This is a genomic window from Nocardioides malaquae (assembly GCF_015070385.1).
In the GTDB taxonomy this organism is placed as follows: Bacteria; Actinomycetota; Actinomycetes; order Propionibacteriales; family Nocardioidaceae; genus Nocardioides; species Nocardioides malaquae.
In genome coordinates this window covers 96827-119837 of record NZ_JADCSA010000010.1, presented here as the reverse complement: position 1 = coordinate 119837, position 23011 = coordinate 96827, and the positions used below count along the sequence as shown (strand labels likewise).

At 71.1% G+C, this 23011-nt stretch carries 27 protein-coding genes and 1 tRNA gene; 19 read left to right on the top strand and 9 right to left on the bottom strand.

Annotated features, from left to right (window positions below; translation table 11 throughout):
• Positions 1 to 26 precede the first annotated feature (26 nt).
• Positions 27 to 1022, top strand: a complete 996-nt coding sequence (locus IEQ44_RS11475; protein ID WP_227487335.1) for an alpha/beta fold hydrolase — start codon at positions 27 to 29, stop codon at positions 1020 to 1022.
• Here IEQ44_RS11475 and aceE read toward each other — a convergent pair whose 3' ends face one another.
• Positions 1023 to 3746, bottom strand: a complete 2724-nt coding sequence (aceE, locus tag IEQ44_RS11470) for a pyruvate dehydrogenase (acetyl-transferring), homodimeric type (RefSeq protein WP_319804632.1) — start codon at positions 3744 to 3746, stop codon at positions 1023 to 1025.
• A 199-nt stretch (positions 3747 to 3945) separates the two neighbouring features.
• On the opposite strand from aceE, the gene IEQ44_RS11465 reads away from it, so the two are divergent.
• From IEQ44_RS11465 to IEQ44_RS11440, 6 genes are all read left to right on the top strand, one after another.
• Positions 3946 to 4383: a DUF3052 domain-containing protein gene (locus IEQ44_RS11465; protein ID WP_438861848.1), complete on the top strand. Its 438-nt coding sequence runs from the start codon at positions 3946 to 3948 to the stop codon at positions 4381 to 4383.
• A gap of 63 nt (positions 4384 to 4446) precedes the next feature.
• Entirely contained in the window at positions 4447 to 6030 is a 1584-nt protein-coding gene (locus IEQ44_RS11460; protein WP_193638594.1) for an AMP-binding protein, read from the top strand.
• Between the two features lie 40 nt (positions 6031 to 6070).
• Positions 6071 to 6541: a peroxiredoxin gene (locus tag IEQ44_RS11455; protein WP_193638593.1), complete on the top strand. Its 471-nt coding sequence runs from the start codon at positions 6071 to 6073 to the stop codon at positions 6539 to 6541.
• Positions 6542 to 6727: 186 nt separating this feature from the next.
• Positions 6728 to 6799: transfer RNA gene (locus IEQ44_RS11450), tRNA-Val, on the top strand.
• A gap of 119 nt (positions 6800 to 6918) precedes the next feature.
• A complete protein-coding gene (locus IEQ44_RS11445; RefSeq protein ID WP_193638592.1) occupies positions 6919 to 7209 on the top strand; it encodes a hypothetical protein in 291 nt (96 codons plus the stop codon).
• A gap of 2 nt (positions 7210 to 7211) precedes the next feature.
• A complete protein-coding gene (locus IEQ44_RS11440; RefSeq protein WP_193638591.1) occupies positions 7212 to 8069 on the top strand; it encodes a serine/threonine-protein kinase in 858 nt (285 codons plus the stop codon).
• Positions 8070 to 8114: 45 nt separating this feature from the next.
• Here IEQ44_RS11440 and IEQ44_RS11435 read toward each other — a convergent pair whose 3' ends face one another.
• The 3 genes from IEQ44_RS11435 to IEQ44_RS11425 are packed head-to-tail and all read right to left on the bottom strand — an operon-like array spanning position 8115 to position 10566.
• A complete protein-coding gene (locus IEQ44_RS11435) occupies positions 8115 to 8783 on the bottom strand; it encodes a response regulator transcription factor (RefSeq protein ID WP_193638590.1) in 669 nt (222 codons plus the stop codon).
• On the bottom strand, positions 8768 to 10267 hold the full coding sequence (locus tag IEQ44_RS11430; protein ID WP_193638589.1) for a sensor histidine kinase: 1500 nt from the start codon (positions 10265 to 10267) through the stop codon (positions 8768 to 8770). The genes IEQ44_RS11435 and IEQ44_RS11430 overlap by 16 nt, the downstream gene beginning before the upstream one ends.
• Positions 10268 to 10269: 2 nt before the next feature.
• The gene (locus IEQ44_RS11425; RefSeq protein ID WP_193638588.1) at positions 10270 to 10566 is read right to left on the bottom strand and encodes a hypothetical protein; all 297 of its coding nucleotides are present in this window, start codon (positions 10564 to 10566) and stop codon (positions 10270 to 10272) included.
• A gap of 97 nt (positions 10567 to 10663) precedes the next feature.
• On the opposite strand from IEQ44_RS11425, the gene IEQ44_RS11420 reads away from it, so the two are divergent.
• The gene (locus IEQ44_RS11420; protein ID WP_193638587.1) at positions 10664 to 11788 is read left to right on the top strand and encodes a Nif3-like dinuclear metal center hexameric protein; all 1125 of its coding nucleotides are present in this window, start codon (positions 10664 to 10666) and stop codon (positions 11786 to 11788) included.
• Positions 11789 to 11839: 51 nt separating this feature from the next.
• Complete coding sequence (locus IEQ44_RS11415) at positions 11840 to 12559, top strand: zinc ribbon domain-containing protein (RefSeq protein WP_227487334.1); 720 nt, start codon at positions 11840 to 11842, stop codon at positions 12557 to 12559.
• A gap of 53 nt (positions 12560 to 12612) precedes the next feature.
• Here IEQ44_RS11415 and yaaA read toward each other — a convergent pair whose 3' ends face one another.
• Complete coding sequence (gene yaaA, locus IEQ44_RS11410) at positions 12613 to 13392, bottom strand: peroxide stress protein YaaA (protein ID WP_193638586.1); 780 nt, start codon at positions 13390 to 13392, stop codon at positions 12613 to 12615.
• A 124-nt stretch (positions 13393 to 13516) separates the two neighbouring features.
• Here yaaA and IEQ44_RS11405 point away from each other — a divergent pair, with 124 nt between their 5' ends.
• The 4 genes from IEQ44_RS11405 (at position 13517) to IEQ44_RS11390 (ending at position 17266) form a co-directional block, all read left to right on the top strand.
• Positions 13517 to 14086, top strand: coding sequence for an NADPH-dependent FMN reductase (locus tag IEQ44_RS11405; protein WP_193638585.1), 570 nt, complete (start codon positions 13517 to 13519; stop codon positions 14084 to 14086).
• Positions 14087 to 14159: 73 nt separating this feature from the next.
• The gene (locus IEQ44_RS11400) at positions 14160 to 15608 is read left to right on the top strand and encodes an RNB domain-containing ribonuclease (RefSeq protein ID WP_193638584.1); all 1449 of its coding nucleotides are present in this window, start codon (positions 14160 to 14162) and stop codon (positions 15606 to 15608) included.
• Between the two features lie 64 nt (positions 15609 to 15672).
• Positions 15673 to 16695, top strand: coding sequence for an NAD(P)-dependent alcohol dehydrogenase (locus IEQ44_RS11395; RefSeq protein ID WP_193638583.1), 1023 nt, complete (start codon positions 15673 to 15675; stop codon positions 16693 to 16695).
• 94 nt (positions 16696 to 16789) lie between these two features.
• On the top strand, positions 16790 to 17266 hold the full coding sequence (locus tag IEQ44_RS11390; RefSeq protein WP_193638582.1) for a hypothetical protein: 477 nt from the start codon (positions 16790 to 16792) through the stop codon (positions 17264 to 17266).
• Here IEQ44_RS11390 and arfB read toward each other — a convergent pair whose 3' ends face one another.
• The gene (gene arfB, locus IEQ44_RS11385; RefSeq protein ID WP_193638581.1) at positions 17267 to 17668 is read right to left on the bottom strand and encodes an alternative ribosome rescue aminoacyl-tRNA hydrolase ArfB; all 402 of its coding nucleotides are present in this window, start codon (positions 17666 to 17668) and stop codon (positions 17267 to 17269) included. It abuts the gene before it with no gap.
• Positions 17669 to 17869: 201 nt separating this feature from the next.
• Here arfB and IEQ44_RS11380 point away from each other — a divergent pair, with 201 nt between their 5' ends.
• Entirely contained in the window at positions 17870 to 18466 is a 597-nt protein-coding gene (locus IEQ44_RS11380) for a malonic semialdehyde reductase (RefSeq protein ID WP_193638580.1), read from the top strand.
• Between the two features lie 61 nt (positions 18467 to 18527).
• On the top strand, positions 18528 to 18764 hold the full coding sequence (locus IEQ44_RS11375; RefSeq protein WP_193638579.1) for a DUF3099 domain-containing protein: 237 nt from the start codon (positions 18528 to 18530) through the stop codon (positions 18762 to 18764).
• A gap of 22 nt (positions 18765 to 18786) precedes the next feature.
• Here IEQ44_RS11375 and IEQ44_RS11370 read toward each other — a convergent pair whose 3' ends face one another.
• A complete protein-coding gene (locus tag IEQ44_RS11370; protein ID WP_227487333.1) occupies positions 18787 to 19404 on the bottom strand; it encodes a zinc metalloprotease in 618 nt (205 codons plus the stop codon).
• A 175-nt stretch (positions 19405 to 19579) separates the two neighbouring features.
• On the opposite strand from IEQ44_RS11370, the gene IEQ44_RS11365 reads away from it, so the two are divergent.
• Together IEQ44_RS11365 and IEQ44_RS11360 are read left to right on the top strand one after the other, a co-directional pair.
• The gene (locus IEQ44_RS11365) at positions 19580 to 20017 is read left to right on the top strand and encodes an Hsp20/alpha crystallin family protein (RefSeq protein ID WP_193638577.1); all 438 of its coding nucleotides are present in this window, start codon (positions 19580 to 19582) and stop codon (positions 20015 to 20017) included.
• 106 nt (positions 20018 to 20123) lie between these two features.
• Complete coding sequence (locus IEQ44_RS11360) at positions 20124 to 20456, top strand: hypothetical protein (RefSeq protein ID WP_193638576.1); 333 nt, start codon at positions 20124 to 20126, stop codon at positions 20454 to 20456.
• A 19-nt stretch (positions 20457 to 20475) separates the two neighbouring features.
• Here IEQ44_RS11360 and IEQ44_RS11355 read toward each other — a convergent pair whose 3' ends face one another.
• The gene (locus IEQ44_RS11355) at positions 20476 to 21207 is read right to left on the bottom strand and encodes a dienelactone hydrolase family protein (RefSeq protein ID WP_193638575.1); all 732 of its coding nucleotides are present in this window, start codon (positions 21205 to 21207) and stop codon (positions 20476 to 20478) included.
• 83 nt (positions 21208 to 21290) lie between these two features.
• On the bottom strand, positions 21291 to 21425 hold the full coding sequence (locus tag IEQ44_RS17705; RefSeq protein ID WP_264674470.1) for a hypothetical protein: 135 nt from the start codon (positions 21423 to 21425) through the stop codon (positions 21291 to 21293).
• 183 nt (positions 21426 to 21608) lie between these two features.
• On the opposite strand from IEQ44_RS17705, the gene IEQ44_RS11350 reads away from it, so the two are divergent.
• Together IEQ44_RS11350 and IEQ44_RS11345 are read left to right on the top strand one after the other, a co-directional pair.
• Positions 21609 to 21821, top strand: a complete 213-nt coding sequence (locus tag IEQ44_RS11350; protein ID WP_193638574.1) for a hypothetical protein — start codon at positions 21609 to 21611, stop codon at positions 21819 to 21821.
• Positions 21822 to 22092: 271 nt separating this feature from the next.
• Positions 22093 to 22974 (top strand): nuclease-related domain-containing protein, encoded by an 882-nt coding sequence (locus IEQ44_RS11345; protein ID WP_193638573.1) that lies wholly within the window; start codon positions 22093 to 22095, stop codon positions 22972 to 22974.
• Positions 22975 to 23011: the final 37 nt, after the last annotated feature.

Below are 23011 nucleotides of genomic sequence, written 5' to 3'. Positions count from 1 at the left end.
TGGTCAGGTCAGCCGGTAGGCACTCCATGGAGTACGCAACGATCAACGGTCACCGCCGCGCCTACGTCAAGGTGGGGCAGGGCCCCGCCCTCCTCCTGCTGCACGGCCTGGGCTGTGACCACCAGACCTGGGACACCGTGATCGACGAGCTGGCCCGCGACCACACCGTCATCGCCCCCGACCTGCTCGGACACGGCGCCTCGGACAAGCCCCGCGCCGACTACAGCCTCGGTGGCTACGCCAACGGCATGCGAGACCTGCTCACGGTGCTCGGCATCGAGCGGGTCACCGTCGTGGGCCACAGCTTCGGGGGCGGGGTGGCCATGCAGTTCGCCTACCAGTTCCCCGAGCGCACCGAGCGCATCGTGCTGGTCTCGTCCGGCGGGTTGGGTCGTGAGGTCTCCCCGGCCATCCGGGCCATCACCACCCCGGGCTTCCACCAGGTGATGGGCGCCCTCACCCTGCCGGTGGTGCGTCACGTCAACGCCACCGCGCTCCGGGTGCTCTCGCACACCGGACTGCCCCGCACCCGCGACCTGGGCGAGGTGGCGCGGGTCTACGAGACCTTCGTCGACCCGCGGTCACGCGCGGCGACCCGCCACGTCGTGCGGGCCGTCGTGGACTACCGCGGCCAGGTCGTCACGATGGCCGACCGGGCCTACCTGACCAGCGGGTTGCCGCTCTGCGTGGTGTGGGGCAGTGACGACCACGTCATCCCGGTCGACCACGCCCACCGCGCCAAGCGGCTGGCCCCCTGGGCGCGCGTCGAGGTCATGGAGCGCAGCGGACACTTCCCGCACCGCGACCACCCGGACCGCTTCGCCCGCCTCGTGCGCGACTTCGTCGCCGAAAGCACCCCCAACAAGTTCTCCAAGGCCCAGTGGCGGCGGCTGCTGGTCTCCGGTGCACCGGCCGTGCCCCCGCGCAACGTCGAGAAGCGCCGCGCCCGCCACGCCGAGGACGGCGTGACGGGCGTGGAGGAGCTGGCCGCCGTGCACGAGCTGCACGCGGCGGGCGCCTGATCAGGCGTCGCCGCCCTCCTGGGCGACTCCGCTGACGGCCGTCGGGTCGTCGATGCGGTAGCGGGTGCGGGCCTCGACGACCTTCGCCACGTCGATCTCACCGGCGTCGGCGAGCGCCTGGAGCGCCTGCACGACCACGGACTCGGCGTCCACCCGGAAGAAGCGACGCGCGGCCGGACGGGTGTCGGCGAAGCCGAAGCCGTCGGTGCCCAGCACCCGGTAGTCGGCCGGCACCCACCGGGCGATCTGCAGCGGGACCGCCGCCATGTAGTCGGTGACCGCCACGACAGGCGCCTGCGACCCTGCGAGCTGGTCGGTGACGAAGGCCGTTCGACGCTCCTCGCCGGGGTTGAGCAGGTTCCAGTCCTCGGCCGCCACGGCGTCACGGGCGAGCTCGTTCCACGAGGTCACCGACCAGCGCTCACTCGAGATGCCCCACTCGTCATGCAGCAGCTCGGCAGCGCGCTCCGCCCAGGGGGCGGCGACGCCGGAGGCGAGAAGCCGCACCTTCGGGTTGTCGTCCTCCGCGGGCGCGACCCGGTGCAGACCCTTGAGCAACGACTCCACGTCGAGGTCCTCGGGCTCGGCAGGCTGGTGCACCGGCTCGTTGTAGACGGTGAGGTAGAAGATGACGTTCTCCGGATTTTCGCCGTACATCCGCTCCAGGCCGGACTGCATCACGTGCGCCACCTCGTAGGCGTACGCCGGGTCGTAGTGCACGACGGCCGGGTTGGTGGCAGCCAGCAGCGGGGAGTGGCCGTCCGCGTGCTGCAGGCCCTCACCGGTCAGCGTGGTGCGACCCGCGGTGGCGCCGATCAGGAAGCCGCGAGCCATCTGGTCGGCCATTGCCCAGATGGAGTCACCGGTGCGCTGGAAGCCGAACATCGAGTAGAAGATGTAGAACGGGATCATGTGCTCGCCGTGCGTGGCGTACGCCGACCCCGCCGCGGTGGCCGACGCCACGGCCCCGGCCTCCGAGATGCCCTCGTGCAGCATCTGTCCGGAGGTCGACTCCTTGTAGGAGAGCAGGAGCTTGCGGTCCACCGACTCGTAGGTCTGCCCGGCCGGGTTGTAGACCTTCGCGGTCGGGAACATCGAGTCCATGCCGAACGTGCGGTACTCGTCGGGAGCGATCGGCACGATGCGGTCCCCGATGCCGGGGTGCTTCATCCAGTCGCGCAGCAGCCGGACCGTCGCCATCGTGGTGGCGACCTTGTTGGCGCCGGCGCCCTTCTTGAGGTCGGCGTAGATCTCCGCCCCCGGCAGGCTCAACGGTGAGGAACGGTCCACGCGGGCGGGCAGCGACCCGCCGAGCTGACGGCGGCGCTCCAGCATGTACTCGACCTCGGGGGAGTCGACGCCGGGGTGGAAGAGCGGGGCCTGTCCGGTGCGCTCGTAGTGCTCCTCGAGCTCCTTGTCGCTGATCGGCATCCTCAGCCGGTCGCGGAAGCGCTTCACGTCCTCCAGGGTCAGCTTCTTCATCTGGTGGGTCGCGTTCTTCGACTCCAGCGCGTCGATGGTCCAGCCCTTGATGGTGTGGGCCAGGATCACCGTCGGCTGGCCGGAGTGCTTCGTCGCTGCGTCGAAGGCGGCGTACACCTTGCGGTAGTCGTGACCGCCGCGCGGGAGCAGCTCGATCTGGCGGTCGGTCATGTGCTCGACCATGGCGCGCAGGCGCGGGTCGACCCCGAAGAAGTGCTCACGCGTGTAGGCGCCGCCCTCGGAATGGTAGGTCTGGAACTGTCCGTCGGGGATCGTGTTCATCCGGTTGACCAGGACGCCGTCGACGTCCTTGGCCAGCAGGGCGTCCCAGTCGCGACCCCAGACCACCTTGATGACGTTCCAGCCGGCGCCGCGGAAGACCGACTCGAGCTCCTGGATGATCTTGCCGTTGCCGCGCACCGGGCCGTCGAGCTGCTGCAGGTTGCAGTTGATGACGAAGGTGAGGTTGTCGAGCTCTTCGCGGGCCGCCACCGAGATGGCGCCCAGGGACTCCGGCTCGCCCATCTCGCCGTCGCCCAGGAACGCCCAGACGTGCTGCTGGCTCGTGTCCTTGATGCCGCGGTTGTGCAGGTAGCGGTTGAACCGCGCCTGGTAGATCGAGTTGATGCCCGTGAGCCCCATCGAGACGGTGGGGAACTCCCAGAAGTCCGGCATGAGGCGGGGGTGGGGGTAGGAGGGGATGCCCTGCCCGACACCGTGCTGTACCTCCTGGCGGAACCGGCCGAGCTGTTCGGCGGTCAGGCGCCCCTCGAGGTAGGCGCGGGCGTAGACGCCGGGGGAGCCGTGGCCCTGGATGAAGATCTGGTCACCGCCGCCGGGGTGGTCCTTGCCGCGGAAGAAGTGGTTGAAGCCGACTTCGTAGAGGCTCGCCGCCGACTGGTAGGTGGCGATGTGTCCGCCGACCTCCAGACCCTTGCGGTTGGCGTTGGAGACGGTGACGGCCGCGTTCCACCGGATGAACGCCCGGATGCGTCGCTCCACCTCCTCGTCGCCGGGGAACCACGGTTCACGCTCGGGTGGGATGGTGTTGATGTAGTCCGTCGAGCGCAGGGCGGGGACGCCGACCTGCTTCTCGCGGGCCCGCTCCAGGAGCCGCAGCATCACGTAGCGGGCCCGGTCACGACCGCGGCCGTCGACGAGTGAGTCGAAGCTCGCGAGCCATTCCAACGTCTCCTCGGGATCGATGTCCGGGAGCTGGGTGGGGAGGCCTTCGTGGATCACGGAAGGGATGGGGGGACGTTCGGGTTGCGTCTGTCCAGTCACCCCCTCATCGTTCCATGAAGAGACCAGGACCACACGACCGAGGGGTTGATATTTTCCTACTCATCGGTACGTGGGGTTGCGCTCGGGCCCGGACTCCGGTGGACTACCCCCACCGCAACCGGCGGGAAGCACCCTGCACCACGAAGAGGAGAGTCTGTTGAGCGCGACCGTGGGCGGCGAGTCCACCCAGCACCCGAACCCCGGACCGGCCGAGAAGATGGGTTTCACCCGCGGCCAGGTCGTCCAGGAGCTCGGCTGGGACAACGACACCGACGACGACCTGCGGATCGCCATCGAGGACGCCCTCGACGCCGACATGGTGGACGGCGACTACGGCAACGTGGTCGAGTCCGTCCTGCTGTGGTGGCGTGACGAGGACGGTGACCTCGTCGACGGACTCGTCGACGCCAAGGCCGACCTCGTCGGCGGTGGCGTCATCTGGCTGCTGACCCCCAAGGTGGGCCGACCCAACTGCGTCGACGCCGCCGACATCGCCGAGGCCGCCCCCATCGCGGGCCTCGCGCAGACCACGACCGCGGCCGTCAGCAAGGACTGGCAGGCCACGCGACTGGTGACCCCCAAGACCCCTGCCTGACGCACCGGAGTCCTGCCGCCCTGGGGAGGGAGGGCGGGCCCGGCCCTGAGCCCGAGGACACCCATGAGCATCATCACTTCCCTTTCCGTGCTCCGCCGCGCCGGAGTCGTCCGCCCCATGTCGCCGGCGAAGCTCCGCCTCATCGTGCGCACCATCAAGGCATGGGGGACCGGGCCGGCAGGAGGGTTCACCCAGCTGGCGCTGACCCGGCCCGACCAGGTGGGGATCATCGACGAGCTCGGCGAGCTGACGTTCCGTCAGATCCACGAGCGATCGAACGCCCTGGCGCACGGCCTGAAGGCGCAGGGTGTCAAGGAGGGCGACCAGGTCGCGGTGATGTGCCGCAACCACCGCGGCTTCGTCGAGGCGAGCATCGCCGTGGCCAAGCTCGGCGCCGACCTGCTCTACCTCAACACGGCCTTCGCCGGCCCCCAGCTGCGCGCGGTGCTCGACCGCGAGGCCCCCGTCATGGTGATCCACGACGAGGAGTTCACGGGACTGCTCGAGGGCGCCTCGGTCAACCGACGCGTGGTCGGGTGGGTCGACGGGAACCCCGGGGGAGACTCGCTGGAGTCGTTGATCGGCGCTCACCCCGCCACCGACCTCCAGCCGCCCTCGCGCCACGCCCGGATCATCATCCTCACCTCCGGCACGACCGGGACGCCGAAGGGTGCGCCCCGCAAGGAGGCCGGCATCAGCAACGGCGTCTCGCTGATGTCGCGCCTGCCGCTCGAGTCCGGGTGGCGCACCCACATCGCGGCCCCGCTCTTCCACACCTGGGGTCTGGCCCACATGTTCATGGCGATGCTGCTCGGCTCGACCATGGTGCTGCGCCGTGGCTTCGACCCCGAGGAGGCGCTGCGTTCGCTGCAGGACGACCGGTGCGACTCCTTCGTGGTGATCCCGGTGATGCTCCAGCGCATCCTCAACCTGCCCGAGGACGTGCGCGCCAAGTACGACCTCTCCCACCTGAAGGTGACCGCCGCCTCGGGCTCGGCCCTGCCCGGCGACCTGGCCCTGGAGTGGATGAACGCCTTCGGCGACAACCTCTACAACATCTACGGCTCGACCGAGGTGGCCTACGCCTCGATCGCGATGCCCGACGACCTGCGGGCGTCGCCCGAGTCCGCGGGTAAGCCCCCCTACGCCACCACGGTGAAGATCCTCGACGCCGCCGGCAAGGAGGTGCCGCAGGGGGAGAGCGGTCGCATCTTCGTGGCCAACAAGATGCTCTTCGACGGCTACACCGGGGGTGGCAACAAGGAGATCATCGACGGCCTGATGTCCACCGGTGACCTGGGCAGGTTCGACGCCGACGGTCGTCTGCACGTCGAGGGTCGCGACGACGAGATGATCGTCAGCGGCGGCGAGAACGTCTTCCCGCGAGAGGTCGAGGACTGCCTGGTGCGCCACGACGCCGTGCTCGAGGCCGCGGCGGTCGGCGTCGAGGACCCCGAGTTCGGCAAGCGGTTGCGTGCCTTCGTGGTCGTCTCCGACCCTGCGGCGGCTGACGAGAAGGTGCTCAAGGACTGGGTCCGCGCCAACCTGGCCCGCTACAAGGTGCCGCGCGAGATCGTCTTCCTCGAGGAGCTCCCGCGCAACGCGACGGGCAAGATCCTCAAGCGCACGCTCGCCGAGCAGCCCTGAGTCCCTCCCGGGAGGGGGCCGGTGCGAGGATGGGCCCATCATGACGGGACTCATCAGTGGCGGACCGGCCCCCGACTTCACCCTGCGCGACCAGTTCGGCCAGGACGTCACCCTCTCCGACTTCCGGGGACGCAAGGCGGTCGCCCTGCTCTTCTACCCGTTCGCGTTCTCGGGCGTCTGCACCGGCGAGATGGCGGGCGTACGCGACCGGCTCGACGAGTTCATGACCTTCGACACCGAGGTGCTCGCCATCTCCTGCGACCCGGTCTACGCCCTCCGGGCCTTCGCGGACTCCGACGGGCTCAACTTCCCGCTGCTCTCCGACTTCTGGCCCCACGGCGAGGTGTCCACGGCGTACGAGGTCTTCGACGAGGCCCACGGTCGGCCGCGACGCTCGTCCTACGTCATCGACAAGCAGGGGCGCGTCCGCTGGAGCGTCCACAACGCCATGCCGCAGGGGCGCGACCTGGACGAGCACCTGCGTCAGCTCCGCGCCGCGGCCGAGGACTGACTGCACTGACGGCGTCGTCAGCGCGTTGGCGGCGTTGGCGGGGCGAAAGTAAAATGTTCACGTTGTTCGGGACATTCCCGGGACGCCGCCACCCGACATGTCCTAGGCTGAAGCCGTTGAACCGCTGGTGACCCGAGACGCCAGCGGTTCAACTCATTTCTGGTCGGCTACGCTGTGGCCCGTCCTGCGTCGGTAGCTCAGCGGTAGAGCACTCGGTTTACACCCGAGCGGTCGGCGGTTCGAAACCGTCCCGACGCACCCCGTGACCTCGATGAGAGGCCTCTCACCGCGTCCTCACGTCCGGCTCATCGCAGGCGCCCAGAGTGGTGGCATCACCACGAGGCCCCGGCCTCCCGCTGCCCCTCGAAGGAGCCCCCATGACCCGCAAGCTCACCGTCCTCGTCGCCCTCACCCTCGCGGGCCTCGTCACCATCGGTGTCGTCTCCGCCCAGGCCGTCGACCTCACCGGCGACGATGCCGCGAAGCGGGACGAGGACACCGCCGAGGTCGTGCTGGTCGACGACGCCGATGACGACGACACCAACGACCGCACCCGCGACGACGTCACCAACGACGACACCCGTGACAACACCCGCGGCGACGTCACCAACGACGACACCCGCGACGACACCCGCGGCGACGTCACCAACGACAACACCCGCGGCTGACCATGGCCCACGGTGACGGCTGGGACCTGGCGTTCGGAGACCACCTCACCCCCGAGCTGACCGTGATGCGGCGGCTCGGGGGCGGGTCGTCCTACGAGGCGTGGCTCGCCTTCGACGAGATCACCTGGTCGCCCGTGGTGGCCAAGGTGCTGCGACCCCACCTCGTCGACGACGCCCGCAGCCTCGCCGCCCTGGAGCGGGAGGCCCTGGCGCTCGCCACGGTCAACCACCCGGTGGTGGTCCGCGGGCTGCGTCACACGGTGGAGGGTCCCCGTCCGCACCTGGTCATGGAGCAGGCCGACGGCCCCCGTCTCTCCACGCTGCTGCGCCGCCACGGCCCCCTGCAGGAGCAGCAGTACCTGCCGCTGGCGCTCGACCTGGCCTCGGTGCTGCACTACCTGCGCCACGTGGGGTGGGTGCACCTCGACGTGAAGCCGAGCAACGTGATCATGGGCGCCCCGGCACGGCTCATCGACCTCTCGGTGGCGCGGCCGGTTGCCGAGGCCGCGGCGCTGCGTACGCCCATCGGCACCGACGCCTACATGGCGCCCGAGCAGTGCGACCCCGAGCGCCTCGGGGGCCCCACCCCCGCCAGCGACGTCTGGGCCTTGGGAGCGACCCTGCACGAGGCGGTCACGGGGGAGCGGGCCTTCTCCGGCACCGCCGACCAGCCGCACCCCCAGCTCGTGCGCCGCGCGCCGGCGCTGGGCCGTCGGGTGCCGGCCGAGGTGCGCGAGGTCGTCGCCTCCACGCTCGACCCCGACCCCGCCGCGCGCCCGTCGCCGTCGGAGGTCTCGGAGACGCTCCAGCCGGTGCTGGAGCGCCAGCCGGCCGCGCGGCTGACCTACAAGGTGCGCTGAGCGCAGCGCCCCACGGCCCGGGCGGACCCTCGACGCCGGAGCCGTTCAGGCGTTGAAGCGGTAGCCCATCCCGCGCACGGTCGTGATCGCGGTGGCGCCGAACTTCTTGCGCAGGTAGCCGACGTAGACGTCGACCACGTTGGAGCCGGGGTCGAAGTCGAGCCCCCAGACGTGGTCGAGCAGCTGCTCGCGCGAGAGGACGTGGCCGGCGTTGAGCATGAAGATCTCGGCCAGCATGAACTCGCGGGCCGACAGGTCCACCTCTCGCCCGGCGACGGTGGCCCGGCGGGTGCGCAGGTCGAGGTGGACCCCGCCGGCGTCGAGGGAGGACTGGGCGTCGGAGGGCGCCGCCTGCCCCTGGCGCAGGCGTACGCGCACCCGGGCGAGCAGCTCGGCGAACCGGAAGGGCTTGGCCATGTAGTCGTCGGCGCCGCCCTCGAGGGCGGCGACGGTGTCGGTCACCGAGTCGCGCGCGGTCAGCACGATCACCGGGACGTTCGACCCCTGGGAGCGCAACTGGTCGAGCACCTCGAAGCCGTCCATGCCGGGCAGCCCGATGTCGAGGACGACCAGGTCGTGCAGGCCGGACAGCGCTTCGTCGAGCCCGCTGGGGCCGTCGGTACGCACCGTGGTGACGTGGCCCTCGGCCGCGAGGCCCTTCGCCACGAACGCGGCGATGCGCTCCTCGTCCTCGACGATCAGGATGCTGGCCACGACATGCCCTCCTGGGGGAGATGGGGAAACTCGACCGCCACCGTGGCTCCGCCGCCGGGGGTGTCGTCGATGACGACGCGCCCGCCGTGGGCCTGCGCGATCGCGTCGACGATCGACAGACCCAGGCCGAATCCTTCGTCACCGGAGCGCACCTCAGCGCGTCCGAACCGTTCGAGCACCACCGTACGTGCCTCGGGCGCGATGCCGTCGCCGGTGTCGCGGACCCAGAGCCGCACGGACCCCTCGGAGACCGAGGATCCCAAGGCGACGACGTCGCCGGGGTCGGTGTGCTTGACGGCGTTGTCCACGAGCTGGAGCAGCGCCTGGGTCAGGCGTTGTGCGTCGGCCTCGACCCGGGAGGTCGCGACCTCGTCGAGCTGCCAGGTGCGGTCGGCGGTGCGTTCGGCCTTGGCCAGCACCGTCGTGGTCAGCTCGTCCAGGTCGACAGGGGCCCGGGTGACGAAGTCGGGCCGGCGGGTCTTCGCCAGCATGATCAGGTCCTCGACGAGCCGGCCCATCCGGTCGACCTCGTCGAGCAGGAGGTCCCGGGTGGCGGCCACGTCGGCGGGGTCGCCGCTGTCGAGCAGCTCGAGGTGGCCGCGCAGGATGGTCAGCGGGGTCCGCAGCTCGTGGCCGGCGTCGTCGAGGAAACGGCGCTGGCCGGTGATCGTCGCCTCCAGCCGCTCGAGCATCGCGTTGACGGTGCGGCTGAGCTCGGTGAGGTCGTCGTTGCCGGTCTCGGGCACGCGGCGGCTCAGGTCGGTGCCGGAGATCTCGCGCGCCGTGTCCGAGAGCTCGCGCAGCGGCGCGAGCAGACGACGACCCTGCCACGCCGCCAGTCCGGTGATCAGCAGCACGGAGAGCAGGGCGACCACGGCGAAGGTGCGCAGCAGGTCGCGCAGGCCCTGACGCTCCTGAGCGAAGTAGGAGGCCACCACGAGCGCCGCGTCGCCCTCGCTGGCCGCCCCCACGACGGGTTGCACGGTGACCAGGACCTCGCCGTGGTCGGCCGTGTCGATGCGTCGGGAGCCACCCGTGGTGAGGAGGCCCTCGACGGCCTCGGAGAACTCCGGCAGGCTGACCAGGCCCGGTCCGGGGGACTGGAGGCTGCGCAGCTCCGGCCCGCCGTTGAACCAGCCCACCAGCATCTCGTGGGGAGCAGCGACGTTGCGCTGCATGTAGGTGCGCAGCAGGGGCTCGGCGCTGGCGAACGGACGGTTGGTCGTCGGGTCGACACCCTCCTGCACGAGCTGGCGCAGCTCGGCAACCTCCTGGTTGGCCTCGTCGACGACGGCAGCGTCGCGCCGGGCGGACTCGACCACCTGGATCACCACGCCGACCGTGACCATGGCCAGGGTGGTGAGCAGGGCGACCGTGAGGGTGAGCCGAGTACGCACCGAGACACCCGACCGGTGGGGTCGAGTGTCGTCAGGGGCGGCGGCCGGCAGGACGCTGGTGCGCTCGACCGCGGGCAGGTCACTCACGCTCAGTCGTCATCGTCATCGTCGTCGTCCCAGTCGTCGTCGTCCTGCTCGACGTAGCGCGGCTCGACGACCTCCGGCTCGTCGTCATCGCCGCCGTCCTGGCCGGGGGACGGCTTCGGCTTCTTCGTCCGCGGAGGCTTCGACGGCTCCGGCGAGGGCGTCGGCTCGGCCGCCTGCTCCAGGATGATGGGCTGGTGGTCCGCGGGCGCAGGGTCGGCGGCCATCACCGTGCCCAGGACGTACGCCGCCAGGGGCAGCGCGAGGGCCAGCGCGAGGGCGACCTGGACGAACCTGCTCATGACGACAGCATCCTGCCCCATCGTGGGAGGTGGGTGAGAGCACGATGAGAGCCCTCTCATGCACGGCCACCCGCTCCGGTCTGGCTAGGCTCGCGCCATGCCCCTGCTCGGTGACGTCGTGAAGCTGCTGCACACCTGGTATCCCCCCGCGACCGCGGAGTCGTGGGACGCGGTCGGTCTGGTGCACGGAGACCCGGCCGCCGAGGTCAACCGGGTGATGTTCGCCGTCGACCCGACCGAGGCGGTGGCTGCCGAGGCCGCGGAGTGGGGCGCCGACCTCCTCGTGGTGCACCACCCCCTCTTCCTCAAGGCCGTGCACGGGTTCGCGGCCACGACCCCCAAGGGCCGCACGCTGCACACCCTGGCGAGTGCCGGGTGCGCGCTGCTGACGGCCCACACCAACGCCGACCAGGCGGTCGGGGGCGTCTCGGAGGCGATGGCCACCGCGCTGGGCCTGCGCGACCTGCGTCCGTTGGTGCCGGCGCCCACCTCCGCGCTCGACAAGATCACGACCTACGTGCCGCAGGCGCAGGCGGAGTCGGTCCGCGCGGCGCTGGCCGAGGCGGGGGCCGGGCACATCGGGGACTACGACTGCTGCTCCTTCTCCACGCCGGGTGAGGGACGTTTCTGCCCCCTGGAGGGCGCCACCCCCACGATCGGGCAGGTGGGCCGCCCCGAGGTGGTCGAGGAGGTGCGCGTCGAGGCGGTGCTGCCGCGGGGCCGGCGGGCCGCCGTCGTGGCTGCGTTGCTGGCCGCCCACCCCTACGAGGAGCCGGCCCACGACGTCGTGGAGGTCGCCGACCCCGGCTCCACCGTGACCGGAACCGGACGCGTCGGCGACGTCGAGCCGACGACGCTGGGCGAGTTCGCGCGTACGGTCGCCGCGGCGCTGCCGACGACCGCCGGGGGAGTACGTGTCGCCGGCGACGCCGACCGTCCGGTGCGGCGGGTCGCGCTCGTCGGCGGGGCCGGCGACTTCCTGCTCGACTCCGTCGCGGGCAGCGACGTCGACGTCTACGTGACCTCCGACCTGCGGCACCACCCGGCCGCGGAGTTCGTCGAGAAGGGCGGCCCGGCGCTGGTGGACGTGGCCCACTGGGCGGCGGAGTGGACGTGGCTGCCCGTCGTCGAACGGCGCCTGGGCGAGGCGCTGGGCGCTACGGTGGAGACCCGCGTGAGCACGCTGCGCACCGATCCGTGGACAATGCTGATGACGGGCTGAACGCCCGCGTCTACCTAGGAGCCTGAGCTGAAAGCCGATCCCACCGACCAGTTGACCCTGCTCGACCTCCAGGAGATCGACTCCAAGGTCGTGCAGCTGCGTCACCGTCGGGCCACCCTGCCCCAGCTGAAGGAGCTCGCGACCCTCGAGGGCGAGCGGTCGGGCATCCTCGACCGCGTACGCGACGCGCGCATCGTCGTCGACGACCTCACCGTCGAGCAGACCAAGGCCGAGGCCGACGTCGAGCAGGTCAGGGTGCGTCGTGTCCGTGACCGCGAGCGCATGGACTCCGGACAGATCTCCAACCCCAAGGACCTCCAGCGCATGACGCACGAGCTGGAGTCGCTGGAGCGCCGCGTGAGCACGCTCGAGGACGCCGAGCTCGAGATCATGGAGAAGCTCGAGGAGGCCCAGGCCGTGCTCACCCGCGCCGAGCAGGAGCTCGCCGGCGTCGACCAGCGCGTCGCCGACCTCGAGGCGGAGCGTGACGCCCAGTGGACCGAGATCGACGCCGAGCTCGAGCAGGTCTCCGCCACCCGTGCCCCCGTGGCCGAGCGCGTGCCCGCCGACCTGCTCGCCCTCTACGAGCGCCTCCGCGAGAGCAAGGGTGGCATGGGCGCGGCCCTGCTCCGGGCCCGTGAGTGCGGCGGCTGCCGACTCACCCTCGACCACTCCGAGCTCGCGCGGGTGAAGGCTGCGCCCGCCGACGAGGTCGTGCGCTGCGAGGAGTGCAGCCGGATCCTGGTGCGCACCTCCGAGTCGGGGCTCTGAGGCCCAGCCCCAGCTCCGGTCCTGAGGCCCGTCCCTGAGACCCGGTCCCGGGCTCAGACCTCGGTGACGACGACGTCGAGCTCGGTGCCGCGCGCCCCGGGCTCGCCGACCTCGACGTGCCACCCGAGGTCGCGCAGCGCCTCGGCGAGGGCTGCCGGCGTCCGTGGCGTGGCCCCGGCCTCGAGGAGCGCCCGGACGATCCGTCCCTTGGTGGCCTTGTTGAAGTGGGAGACCACTTTGCGCTTCCCGGCGTGCTCGTGGAGCACGCGCACGCCGGCCACCCGGCCTGCGTCGGCCGGCGCGGGGCGCCAGAGGTTGGCGTACATGCCCGAACGCAGGTCGACCAGCAGCCCGCCGCCCACGCGCTCGGCCACCGCCTCGCCCAGCACCGGGCGCCACTGGGCGGCCAGCCCGCCCAGGCCGGGCAGGGTGGCGTCTCCGGAGAGCCGGTAGGCGGGAATCCGGTCGGCGGGGGAGAGCAGTCCGAAGAGGGCCGAGGCGACCGCGACCCGGCTCGTCGCCCGTCGCTTCGCGGCGCTCGAAAGGCTCGCGGCGTCGAGCGCGTCGTAGAGCACCCCGGTGTAGACGGCGTCGGCGCGCGCTGTGGGGGCGACGAGCAGGTCGGCGTTGCGCTCCACCAGGTCGAGCTGCTTCGGCCCCAGGCCGAGGGTCTCGGCGGCCTTGGTGGGGTCGTCGCGGCAGAGGTCGACGAGGTGGGAGAGGACGCGCGCGCGGGTCTCGGTCAGGGTGGGGAACGAGAGCGCAGCCAGGTCGAGGGCCTTGCCGCGCCGCGGCGCGGTCTTCCCCTCGCTGGGGGGCAGCAGGATCAGCACCGGGCAAGCCTAGGCGGCGCCGTCCTGGCGCTCTCACCACGCCTCTGCCACGGTGGAGGGGCACGGGACGTACGTCCGTCGCGGCAACAATCAGGCCAGCCAGCCCCCAGACCGAGGAGTCCCCATGAGCACCTACCAGGTCGGCTACTTCGTCGGCAGCCTCTCGTCGACCTCCATCAACCGCACGCTGAGCAAGGCGTTGATGCGGCTCGCGCCCGACGACCTGGAGTTCACCGAGATCCCGATCAAGGACCTGCCGCACTACAGCCCCGACTTCGACTCCGACTACCCGCCCGAGGGCCTGGCGCTCAAGCAGGCCATCGCCGACTCCCAGGCCGTGCTGTTCGTGACCCCGGAGTACAACCGGTCGATCCCCGGCGTGCTCAAGAACGCCATCGACTGGGCCTCGAGGCCTTGGGGACAGAACTCCTTCGACCACGTGCCCGCGGGAGTCATCGGGGCCTCGCCCGGCGGGATCGGCACGGCAGTGGCCCAGCAGGGCCTGCGGGGTGTGCTGAGCTTCTGCAACGCCCGACAGATGACCTCGCCCGAGGCCTACATCCAGTTCAAGCCGGACGTCTTCTCCGACGACGGAGAGGTCTCCGACCCCGAGACCGCCGACTTCCTGCGCACCTACATGCAGGAGTTCCGCGACCACGTCGAGCGCGTGCTCACCGTGCTGCCGCGCCGCTGACGCCGGTTGCGGCGCTCGGGGAGCCGACGCTCGGAGAGCCGACGGGTGTGGACCTGCTGGCTAGGGTGCGCCCATGGCCAGCCCACGCTTCGTCCGACTGCGACCCCGTGAGAGCTTCGCCGGGGAGCAGGCCCTGCGCGACGGGATCGTCGCCATCCAGCGCGAGCTCGAGATCTCCGAGGAGTTCGGGCCCGAGGTGCTGGCGGCGGCCGAGGAGGCGGCTCGTTCTCCCCGGCTGCCCGAGCTCGACCGCACCGACCTGGAGTTCCTGACGATCGACCCTCCGGGCGCCCGCGACCTCGACCAGGCCCTGCACATCGAGCGCAACGCCGAGGGCTACCGGGTCCACTACGCCATCGCCGACGTGGCCGCCTTCGTCGCCCCCGGCGACCCTGTCGACGTCGAGGCCAACAGACGTGGTCAGACGCTCTACGGCGCGGACTCGTCGGTGCCCCTGCACCCACCGCGGATCTCCGCCGACGCCGGGTCGCTGCTGCCCGACGCGGTGCGCCCCAGCTTGCTGTGGACGATCGACCTCGACGCCGCCGGGGAGCGTACGCACGCCCGGGTGGAGCGCGCGCTGGTGCGCTCCCGGGCGCAGTGGACCTACGCCGACGCGCAGGCCGCCCTCGACGACGGCACCGCTGGGGAGACCCTGCGCCTGCTCGCCGAGGTGGGGCCGAGGCGCCTCGCGCTGGAGGCCGCGCGCGGCGGCGTCAGCCTGCCGCTGCCGGAGCAGGAGATCGTGGTCTCCGACCACTCCTGGCACCTCGAGTTCCGCTCGCTGACCCCGGTGGAGGAGTGGAACGCCCAGATCTCCCTGCTGACCGGCATGGCAGCCGCGGCGATGATGGTCGAGGCAAAGGTGGGCCTGCTGCGCACGCTGCCCCCGGCGCAGGAGCGCGACGTCGAGCGGCTGCGCCGGATCGCGCACGGCCTCCGCGTCGACTGGCCGGCGGGGATGGGTTATCCCGAGTTCGTACGCTCCCTCGACCCCGCGCAACCGCGGCACGCGGCGATGGTGGTGGCCTGCACCCGGCTCTTCCGTGGCAGCGGCTACGAGGGGTTTGCCGGCACCCTGCCCGAGCACACCGGACACGCAGCCGTGGCCAGCGACTACGCCCACGTCACGGCTCCGCTGCGGCGGCTGGTCGACCGCTACGCCGGGGAGATCTGCGTGGCTCTCTGTGCCGGGCACGACGTGCCGGGCTGGGTGCTGGACAAGCTGGAGTCGGTGCCCCAGGTGATGCGCGAGACCGGCACCTTGGCCGGGCGCTACGAACGAGCCGTGCTCGACCTCACCGAGGCCGTGCTGCTGCAGGACCGCGTGGGGGAGACCTTCACCGCCACGGTCCTCGAAGTCGACGAGAAGAAGCCCGGACGCGGCGAGATCACCATCCCCGACCCGGCGATCGAGGCCCGGATCGACGGCGAACGTGCCCTCCCGCTCGGCGACGAGGTCACGGTGCGACTCGCCGAGGCCGACGTTGCTGAGCGTCTGGTCAGGTTCGAGTTGGCGTGAGCCTCTTGCGGGGCGCAGGCGCGCCTGTTTGAGTGGCGGCCCCCCCTTCTCATCAGGAGTCGCCATGAAGGCCATCCAGTACACCGCGTTCGGGACGAGGCCCAAGGTCGTCGAGGTCGATCGCCCGAGTCCGGGGCCCGGGCAGGTGCTGCTGCGGATCACCGCCTCGGGCCTGTGCCACTCCGACGAGTTCGTGATGAGCATGCCGGAGGAGGGGTACCCCTACCCGATGCCGATGACCCTGGGCCACGAGCCGGCCGGGATCGTCGAGGAGTTGGGCGAGGGTGCGGTCGGGGTCTCGGTCGGCGACGCCGTCATCGTCTACGGCTGCTGGGGTTGCGGGGTGTGCGAGACGTGCGCCGACGGCAGCGAGAACCTCTGCCTGACCGGCATGGTCTCGCCCGGCCTGGGCGTGGACGGTGCGATGGCCGAGTACATGGTCGTCGACAGCGTCCGCCACCTCGTGCCGATCGGTGACCTCGACCCGGTGCGTGCGGCGTCGCTGACCGATGCGGCGCTGACGCCCTACCAGGCGATCAAGAAGGTGCTCCCACGGTTGGTGGGCGGCTCGACGACGGTGGTGATCGGCGCCGGCGGCCTGGGCCACGTGGCGATCCAGCTGCTGCGCGAGCTCACCCCGACCCGGGTCGTCGCCCTCGACATCGGTCAGGAGAAGCTCGACTTCGCCAAGGAGAACGGCGCCCACGAGGCGCTCACCTCCGACGCCTCCGCTGCCGCCACGATCAAGGAGCTGACCGGTGGTCGTGGCGCCACCGTCGTGCTCGACTTCGTCGGCGCCGACGTGACCGGGGAGCTGGCCGTGGCCTGTGCCGGGGTCGGCTCCGCGATCGTGGTCGTCGGCGCCGGGCTCGGTGGCGTGAAGGTCGGGCTGACCTCCGCCCCCTACGACATCAGCGTGCAGACGTCGCTGTGGGGCCGGCGCAAGGAGCTCCTGGAGCTCGTCGAGATGGCGAAGCGGGGACAGATCAAGATCCACACCACGACCTACTCGATCGACGACGGCGAGAAGGCCTACGACGACATGCACGCCGGCCGGATCACCGGGCGGGCCGTCGTCGTGCCCTGACCGCCGGAGCCCGTGGGCCCCGGGGTGTGAAGGGTCCGTGAGGGTTCGGTGCAGGGCGGCACCGAGGGCGTACGCCCGCCCTAGCGTCGGCGTCATGACCTCACTGCCGCCCCACCCCACCACCGTCGCCGACCACCGGACCGAGCGGCACCGCAGGAGGTGGCGGTGGGCGCTCGTCCTGACCGCCGTCCTCGCGGTGCTGGCGGTCGTGGCCGGGGTGCGCGCCCTGCTGCCGCCGGACCCGGAGGAGTGGTTCGCCGACCACCGCGCCGACTACGACGCGGCGGCCGCGTGGGCGCTGGAGCGGGGCTGCTGCACGAGCTACTACGGATTGCGGCTGCCGGAGTCGCTCCAGCACCTCTCGGAGACCGGCAAGGTGAGCGGGGAGGCGCCCTGGGAGGGCAGCAGCGAGGAGCGCGCGCTCTTCTTCCCGCAGTGGCTCGGGATCCCCGACGACGCCGGCGGCTACTGGTACTCGCCCAGCTCCAGCCCGGCGGGCCTGGACATGTACGGCATGTCCTGCCGGAGCCCCACGTCGCTCGGCGACGGGTGGTGGATGTGTGGGCTGTGATCAGTCCGCACTCGGGCGGCCTCGCAGCCGCTTCGTCTGACCGCGGGCCTTCTTCTGGTCCAGACGCCGGCGCTGGGAGCCCTTCGACGGCTTGGTCGCCACCCGCTTGCGTGGCGGCGGCGCGAGGGCACGCTCGAGGATCGCGGCGAGCCGCTCCTCCGCGGCGCTCCGGTTGCGGGCCTGGGAGCGGTGCTCGGAGGCTGTGACCGTGACCGTCGGCCCGAGACGGTCCAGCAGCCGCTGGCGCAGGTGCTCGGGGAAGGCCTGGGAGCTCGCCACGTCGAAGGTCAGCTGGACCCGGGTGTCGCTGGTGTTGACATGCTGCCCACCCGGCCCGGACGAGCGGGAGAAGCGCCAGGCCAGCTCGGAGTCGGTGACGACGTGACCGCTGACGACGATCACGGCACCGACCGCCGGTGCGCCGCACGAGGAGCCATCGTGAGAGCGTACCGACACTCCGTCGGAAGGCGCCCACGTCAGCCGCGACAACGAGCCTGCGACTCAGCCACCCACCCGGCGCACGGCAGACCCGTCGCGTCGTGCGGTGAGGGACCTCACGTCACGCCCGGGAAGCACGGTGGTCGCCAAGTTGTTTAAACCGCTATGACTGACGCTCTCGTGCTCTCGACCGAAGCCCAGGACCTGCTCTTCCGGGAGGCCCGCACCGCCAACGCCTTCACCGACGAGCCGGTGAGCGACGAGCAGGTCGCCGCCATCTACGACCTGGTGAAGTTCGGTCCCACCGCGATGAACACGCAGCCGCTGCGCGTCGTGCTGGTCCGCAGCGACGACGCCCGTCAGAAGCTGCTCAAGCACATGAGCGGCAACAACCGGGACAAGACCGAGTCGGCCCCGCTCGTGGCGATCCTCGCTGCCGACACCAACTTCCACGAGACCCTCCCGCGGACCTTTCCCCACTTCCCGGGTGCCAAGGACTTCTTCGCCGACGACGTCGCCCGCGAGCACGCGGCGCGCTTCAACGCCGGGCTCCAGATCGGCTACTTCATCGTGGGTGTGCGGGCCGCTGGCCTGGCCGCCGGTCCGATGACCGGGTTCGACGCCGCAGGCGTCGACGCCGACCTCCTGGAGGGCACCGGACTCAAGTCCGTCGTCGTGGTCAACGTCGGCCACCCCGCCGAGAACGCCTGGTTCGACCGCCTGCCGCGCCTCGAGCGCGCCGAGGCCGTCATCACCCTCTGACCCCCTTCTGGCAGACGCGTTTCGCGTGGTCCCGTGAGGTCGGCGGTGGCAGGCTGGAGGGGTGACCCCCGACGACCGACGCTTCCGGGTCAGTGACGTCCGCGAGGCCCAGAGCGACCGGCTGCGACGCCGGCGCCGGTGGTACTTCGCGCTCATGGGCACCTGCGTCGTGCTGGTCGTCCTGGCGTGGAACGTGGTGCGCCTCTGGTCGACCGACGTCGCGGTCTGGATGTCGGTCGTGGCGGCGGTGCTGCCGCCGGTGGCGGTGATCATCGCCAACTGGGGTGAGGACCGCTGACGCACGCGGTCCGGGCCGCCGTTCAGCAGTCGAGGTTGCCGAGCCTGGCCATTCCTTCGCGGTCGCCGGGGCCGTAGGTCCACCGCTGCAACGAGTCCTCGTGCATCAGCTCGTTGGGGTCGTCCACGTGGCCGAGGCCCACGAGGTGACCCAGTTCGTGGTCGACGACGGCCTGGGCCATCGGAAGGTCGGCGGGGCCCAGGGAGTCGAAGTAGTCCCGGTCGAGCGCCACGGTGCCGGTGACGTAGCGCATCTGCCCGGGCTGCCCCCACGAGACACTGCCGGCGAGACCGGCGATGTCGCCCGCCAGCTCCGGCACCTCGTCGAGGGTCGCCCACGCGATCAGCACCGGGCTCCGCCGCGGGCTCACGGTGTCGAAGGAGGGGCGTCGTCCGGTGGTGCCGACCCGCTCGAACCGCAGCCCAGTGGCGGCGCTGACCCGCGCCAGCCCGGTGTCCACCAAGGCGTCGTGCTGAGCCGGCGCGCCGTCCGGGTTGATCTCGACCTCGATCACCCGGCAGGGGTCGTAGCCCACGGGGTCGTCGCTGCCGCGCTGGGTCTGCATGAAGGCGTACGTCCCCACGCCCTCCGCGACGGCCGGAGGTGCGGGGACCGGTCCGTCGGGTGGAGCACGCCCCATTGTGACCCGGCCGCCCGCCCTCGAGCCGGACGACCCGCGCATGCTGCCGTGACCGGCGTACGCACCCTCCCGCGGGCGGCTTGAAAACCGTCGGGGGAGTGCTACAACGGAAATGGAAGTGTTCACAAGGCCCGAGGGTCTGGTGGCCCTCGTGATGAGACGTCAGGAGGACATCATGCTGCTCCGTTCTGCTGATCCGTTCCGTGATCTCGACCGCCTCGCCCAGCAGGTGCTGGGCACCACAAACCGTCCTGTGGTGATGCCCATGGACGCGTGGCGCGAGGGGGAGAGGTTCGTCATCGAGTTCGACCTGCCGGGGGTCTCGAAGGAGTCCATCGACCTGGACGTCGAACGCAACGTCCTCACCATCCGCGCCGAGCGGGTGGCGCGCAACGGTGACTGGGAGCCGTTGGCCACCGAGCGTCCGGTCGGTGCCTTCAGCCGCCAGTTGGTGCTGGGGGACAACCTCGACCTCGACGCGATCGAGGCGTCCTACGCCGACGGCGTGCTGCGGCTCGTCGTGCCGGTCGCGGAGAAGGCCAAGCCGCGCAAGATCCCGATCAGCGTCGAGCAGGACGACGGCGGCGGCGACCGCCGGGAGATCATGGCCTGACGGCACACCGTCACCCGTCGCGGCGGCCGCTCGCGCCTCGTACGCGGGCGGTCGCCGCGATCCTGCTGCCCGTGGCGGCTGGTTGTGCCATGCTCCCCTTGTGTCCTTGCCCTCCTCCCCGGCCCAGCCGACGTCACGGCGGGCCGCGCGTGTGCTGGGGTCGGTGGCTGCCCTGGCACTGATGGCCTACTGGGCGTTCTTCTCGTTCGTCATGCTGATGGTCCGGTGCGGCGACACCTGCTCCAACGACGCTGAGGCCGCGCACTGGCGCTACACCGCGCAGTTCGTCCTGGCGGCCGCATCCTGCCTGGCGGGGGTGGTGGGTGTCGCGCTGGGCTTCGCGCCGCGCTTCCGTCGCGCAGCCCTCGGCTTCGGCGCGGTCGCGCTGGCCGGTGCGCTCGCGTGGGTGCTCTGGGTGATCGGCTTCGGGGCGTTCTGAGGACCGGCGCTCCTGCGCGTCAGGAGCGAAGCTTGTCCGCGAAGAACTCGAGGACGCGCTCGACCCCGGCCTCCTGCCGGTGCTCGGTCAAGGTCGAGTGCTGGCGCCCGGGGAACTCGACGGCGATGAAGTTGTCGCCGAGCTCGCGACGCAGGGTGGCGAACCGGCTCCCGACCGCCATGTCGTCCTCGTAGCGCAGGCCGAGGATCTGGCACCCGCCGTCGACCTTGCGGCGGACCGAGTCGAGGTCCTCGGGGCTGAGCCCGAGGTCCGCGCGTCGGGCGCTGCCCAGCGGGAGCGGCACCGAGGGTTGCGCCACGACGGGCGCGGCGACGGGGGCGTTGGCGAGCATCGCGAGGGCGTACCCACCCGTCAGGCACATGCCGACGGCGCCCACTCCCGGGCCGCCCAGCTCCTCGTGCAGCGAGCGGGCCAGCGACCTCAACCAGAGGGTGACCGGGGCGGTCCGGTGAAGCGCGAAGAGGGTGAACTCCCGGCTCACGCAGACCTGGGCGAAGCTGCGCGCGACCTCGGCGGGCGCGAAGGGGGCGCCCGGGCGTCCGAAGAGCGAGGGCAGGACGACGGTGAACCCGCGACGCACCACGTCTTCGGCGAAGGCGAGCACCCTCGGCGTGATGCCGGGGACCTCGTGGATGACGATGACGCCAGGACCCTCGCCCTTGCGGTAGGTGGGGTGCGTGACGCCGTCATGGACGTGCTCGCCGAGGGTCCACGTGTCGAGGGAGGCCATGTGGTCACCCTAGGGAGGGACGGCGGTGGGCACTAGGGGAGGAGGGCCCGGGAGGCGTGGTCGACCCGGCAGCCGCGATGCAGTCACTCGGTGAGCCGTGACACCCGCGCCCGCTCGGCCCGGTGCTCATCCGCTTCGAGGATCCCGTGTGTCACCGCCTTGCGCACGACGACGTAGAAGACAAAGAGACCCAGAACTCCGAACACCAATTCCAGCATGGAAGGACGGTATACACGCACGGGGACTCCGGTTGGCTAACGGTGAACTGGTTCCCCAGACACCGCACCACTCTCCCGCTTGAGGACGCTGCGACCCGGGTGCACCACTACGGGCGTGAATCTCCGCAGTAGACACGGGGCAAAGGAGCCGCTCGGTCGGCGACTGGCTGCCACCATGTGGCTATGACTGCCAAGAAGGACGCCGCCCCACCTACGTGGGCGTTCGCGTACGCACTGGGCGGCACGGTCCTGCTCGCCATCGCCGGGCTGCTCTTCGCCAACCTTCACGAGTCAACTGAAGTCTTCATGGTGCTCACGGTTGTCTTCGCCGCACCCGGCGCGTTCCTGTTGATCGCGGGTGCCGTCGCGCGCGGCATCGAGATCACCCGCGGCTGAAGCGGCCCCTCGGCGATCGGGCTGCTCCGCGCATCGGTTTCAGTCCGACCTAGTCCGTTCCGCCGCGTGAGGGGGCGGCTTCGTCGGCCTCGCGTCAACGATGGACGAGGGAGCCGGTGACTTTCGCGGTTCCGCCTCGCGCCCGCGACTGCGTACCTGAGGATCGGCTTGGTACCCCGATTCTCTAGGACGCCATGAACCCCCTCTTCGTCTCCGCAGGCACCTCCCACACGGTGAGAGCCCGGATCTCGGTTCTCGCAGGAGCGCGAGCATGACGGTCGAACTCACGCCGTGGAAGCGTTTTGGCCACGACCGTCTCTATGTCACCGTCGATGACCGCAAGGTCGGCTATCGCGACTTGGCCACCGGCAAGGACCACCCCGAAGACCCGGGGGACGGTGCGCTGCTGGCAGCGGCCATTGACGGTGGCCTGGGAGAGACCGGGTCGACCTCTGCTGTCGTCGAACCGAATGTGCCAGTCGCGACTCCGCGACCCGTCGAGGAGACCTGGAGCGATCTCGCGACCAATCTCCCTGGCCAGGCTGCACGCGAGCAGGCGAAGGAGGAGTGGCGAACCCGTCGGGAGGAGAAGCCGGTGCGGGCCGTCCTGGGGCGGCTGTTGAACGTCCACACCGACGAACGAGCGTGGCGTATCGGTGCCGACGGCGAGGAAGCCGTCGGAGCTCAGCTGGAGAAGCTCGCCCGCAAGGACCCGCGGTGGCGCGTGCTGCACGCCGTCCCGGTGGGGGATCGTGGTTCCGACATCGATCACTTGGCCATCGGTCCGGCAGGCGTCTTCACGATCAACACCAAGCACCACCCGAGGGCGAAGATCTGGGTGGGGAAGGACCAGCTCCGAGTCAACGGCCACGTCCAGCCCTACATCCGCAACAGCCGGTTCGAGGCTCGGCGGGCCGCCCAGCTGCTGTCCGCCGCCTGCGGCTTCGACGTCCGCGCCGACGCCCTGCTCGTCTTCTTCGCCGTCGAGGAGATCACCGTCAAGACCGCACCCGGCGAGAAGGAGGGGAGCAGCGTCCACGTGAAGTACCGCAGACAAGCGATGCGGTGGCTGAGGAAGCAGCCCACCGCCCTGACCGACGAGCAGATCGAGAAGATCTACGAGCAGGCCCGGCGCTCCTCCACCTGGACGTGACCCACCAGCCCTGCCTCGGAGGGACGCCCTCGTCCGG

Coding starts and splice junctions, on each gene's coding strand:
- IEQ44_RS11420 (WP_193638587.1), top strand. CDS start 10,664: ATGCCCCTGCTCGGTGACGTCGTGAAGCTGCTGCACACCTGGTATCCC.
- IEQ44_RS11460 (WP_193638594.1), top strand. CDS start 4,447: ATGAGCATCATCACTTCCCTTTCCGTGCTCCGCCGCGCCGGAGTCGTC.
- IEQ44_RS11395 (WP_193638583.1), top strand. CDS start 15,673: ATGAAGGCCATCCAGTACACCGCGTTCGGGACGAGGCCCAAGGTCGTC.
- IEQ44_RS11355 (WP_193638575.1), bottom strand. CDS start 21,207: ATGGCCTCCCTCGACACGTGGACCCTCGGCGAGCACGTCCATGACGGC.
- IEQ44_RS11365 (WP_193638577.1), top strand. CDS start 19,580: ATGCTGCTCCGTTCTGCTGATCCGTTCCGTGATCTCGACCGCCTCGCC.
- IEQ44_RS11350 (WP_193638574.1), top strand. CDS start 21,609: ATGACTGCCAAGAAGGACGCCGCCCCACCTACGTGGGCGTTCGCGTAC.
- IEQ44_RS11400 (WP_193638584.1), top strand. CDS start 14,160: ATGGCCAGCCCACGCTTCGTCCGACTGCGACCCCGTGAGAGCTTCGCC.
- IEQ44_RS11455 (WP_193638593.1), top strand. CDS start 6,071: ATGACGGGACTCATCAGTGGCGGACCGGCCCCCGACTTCACCCTGCGC.
- IEQ44_RS11345 (WP_193638573.1), top strand. CDS start 22,093: ATGACGGTCGAACTCACGCCGTGGAAGCGTTTTGGCCACGACCGTCTC.
- IEQ44_RS11405 (WP_193638585.1), top strand. CDS start 13,517: ATGAGCACCTACCAGGTCGGCTACTTCGTCGGCAGCCTCTCGTCGACC.
- IEQ44_RS17705 (WP_264674470.1), bottom strand. CDS start 21,425: ATGCTGGAATTGGTGTTCGGAGTTCTGGGTCTCTTTGTCTTCTACGTC.
- IEQ44_RS11440 (WP_193638591.1), top strand. CDS start 7,212: ATGGCCCACGGTGACGGCTGGGACCTGGCGTTCGGAGACCACCTCACC.
- IEQ44_RS11380 (WP_193638580.1), top strand. CDS start 17,870: ATGACTGACGCTCTCGTGCTCTCGACCGAAGCCCAGGACCTGCTCTTC.
- IEQ44_RS11390 (WP_193638582.1), top strand. CDS start 16,790: ATGACCTCACTGCCGCCCCACCCCACCACCGTCGCCGACCACCGGACC.
- IEQ44_RS11370 (WP_227487333.1), bottom strand. CDS start 19,404: ATGGGGCGTGCTCCACCCGACGGACCGGTCCCCGCACCTCCGGCCGTC.
- IEQ44_RS11445 (WP_193638592.1), top strand. CDS start 6,919: ATGACCCGCAAGCTCACCGTCCTCGTCGCCCTCACCCTCGCGGGCCTC.
- IEQ44_RS11475 (WP_227487335.1), top strand. CDS start 27: ATGGAGTACGCAACGATCAACGGTCACCGCCGCGCCTACGTCAAGGTG.
- IEQ44_RS11425 (WP_193638588.1), bottom strand. CDS start 10,566: ATGAGCAGGTTCGTCCAGGTCGCCCTCGCGCTGGCCCTCGCGCTGCCC.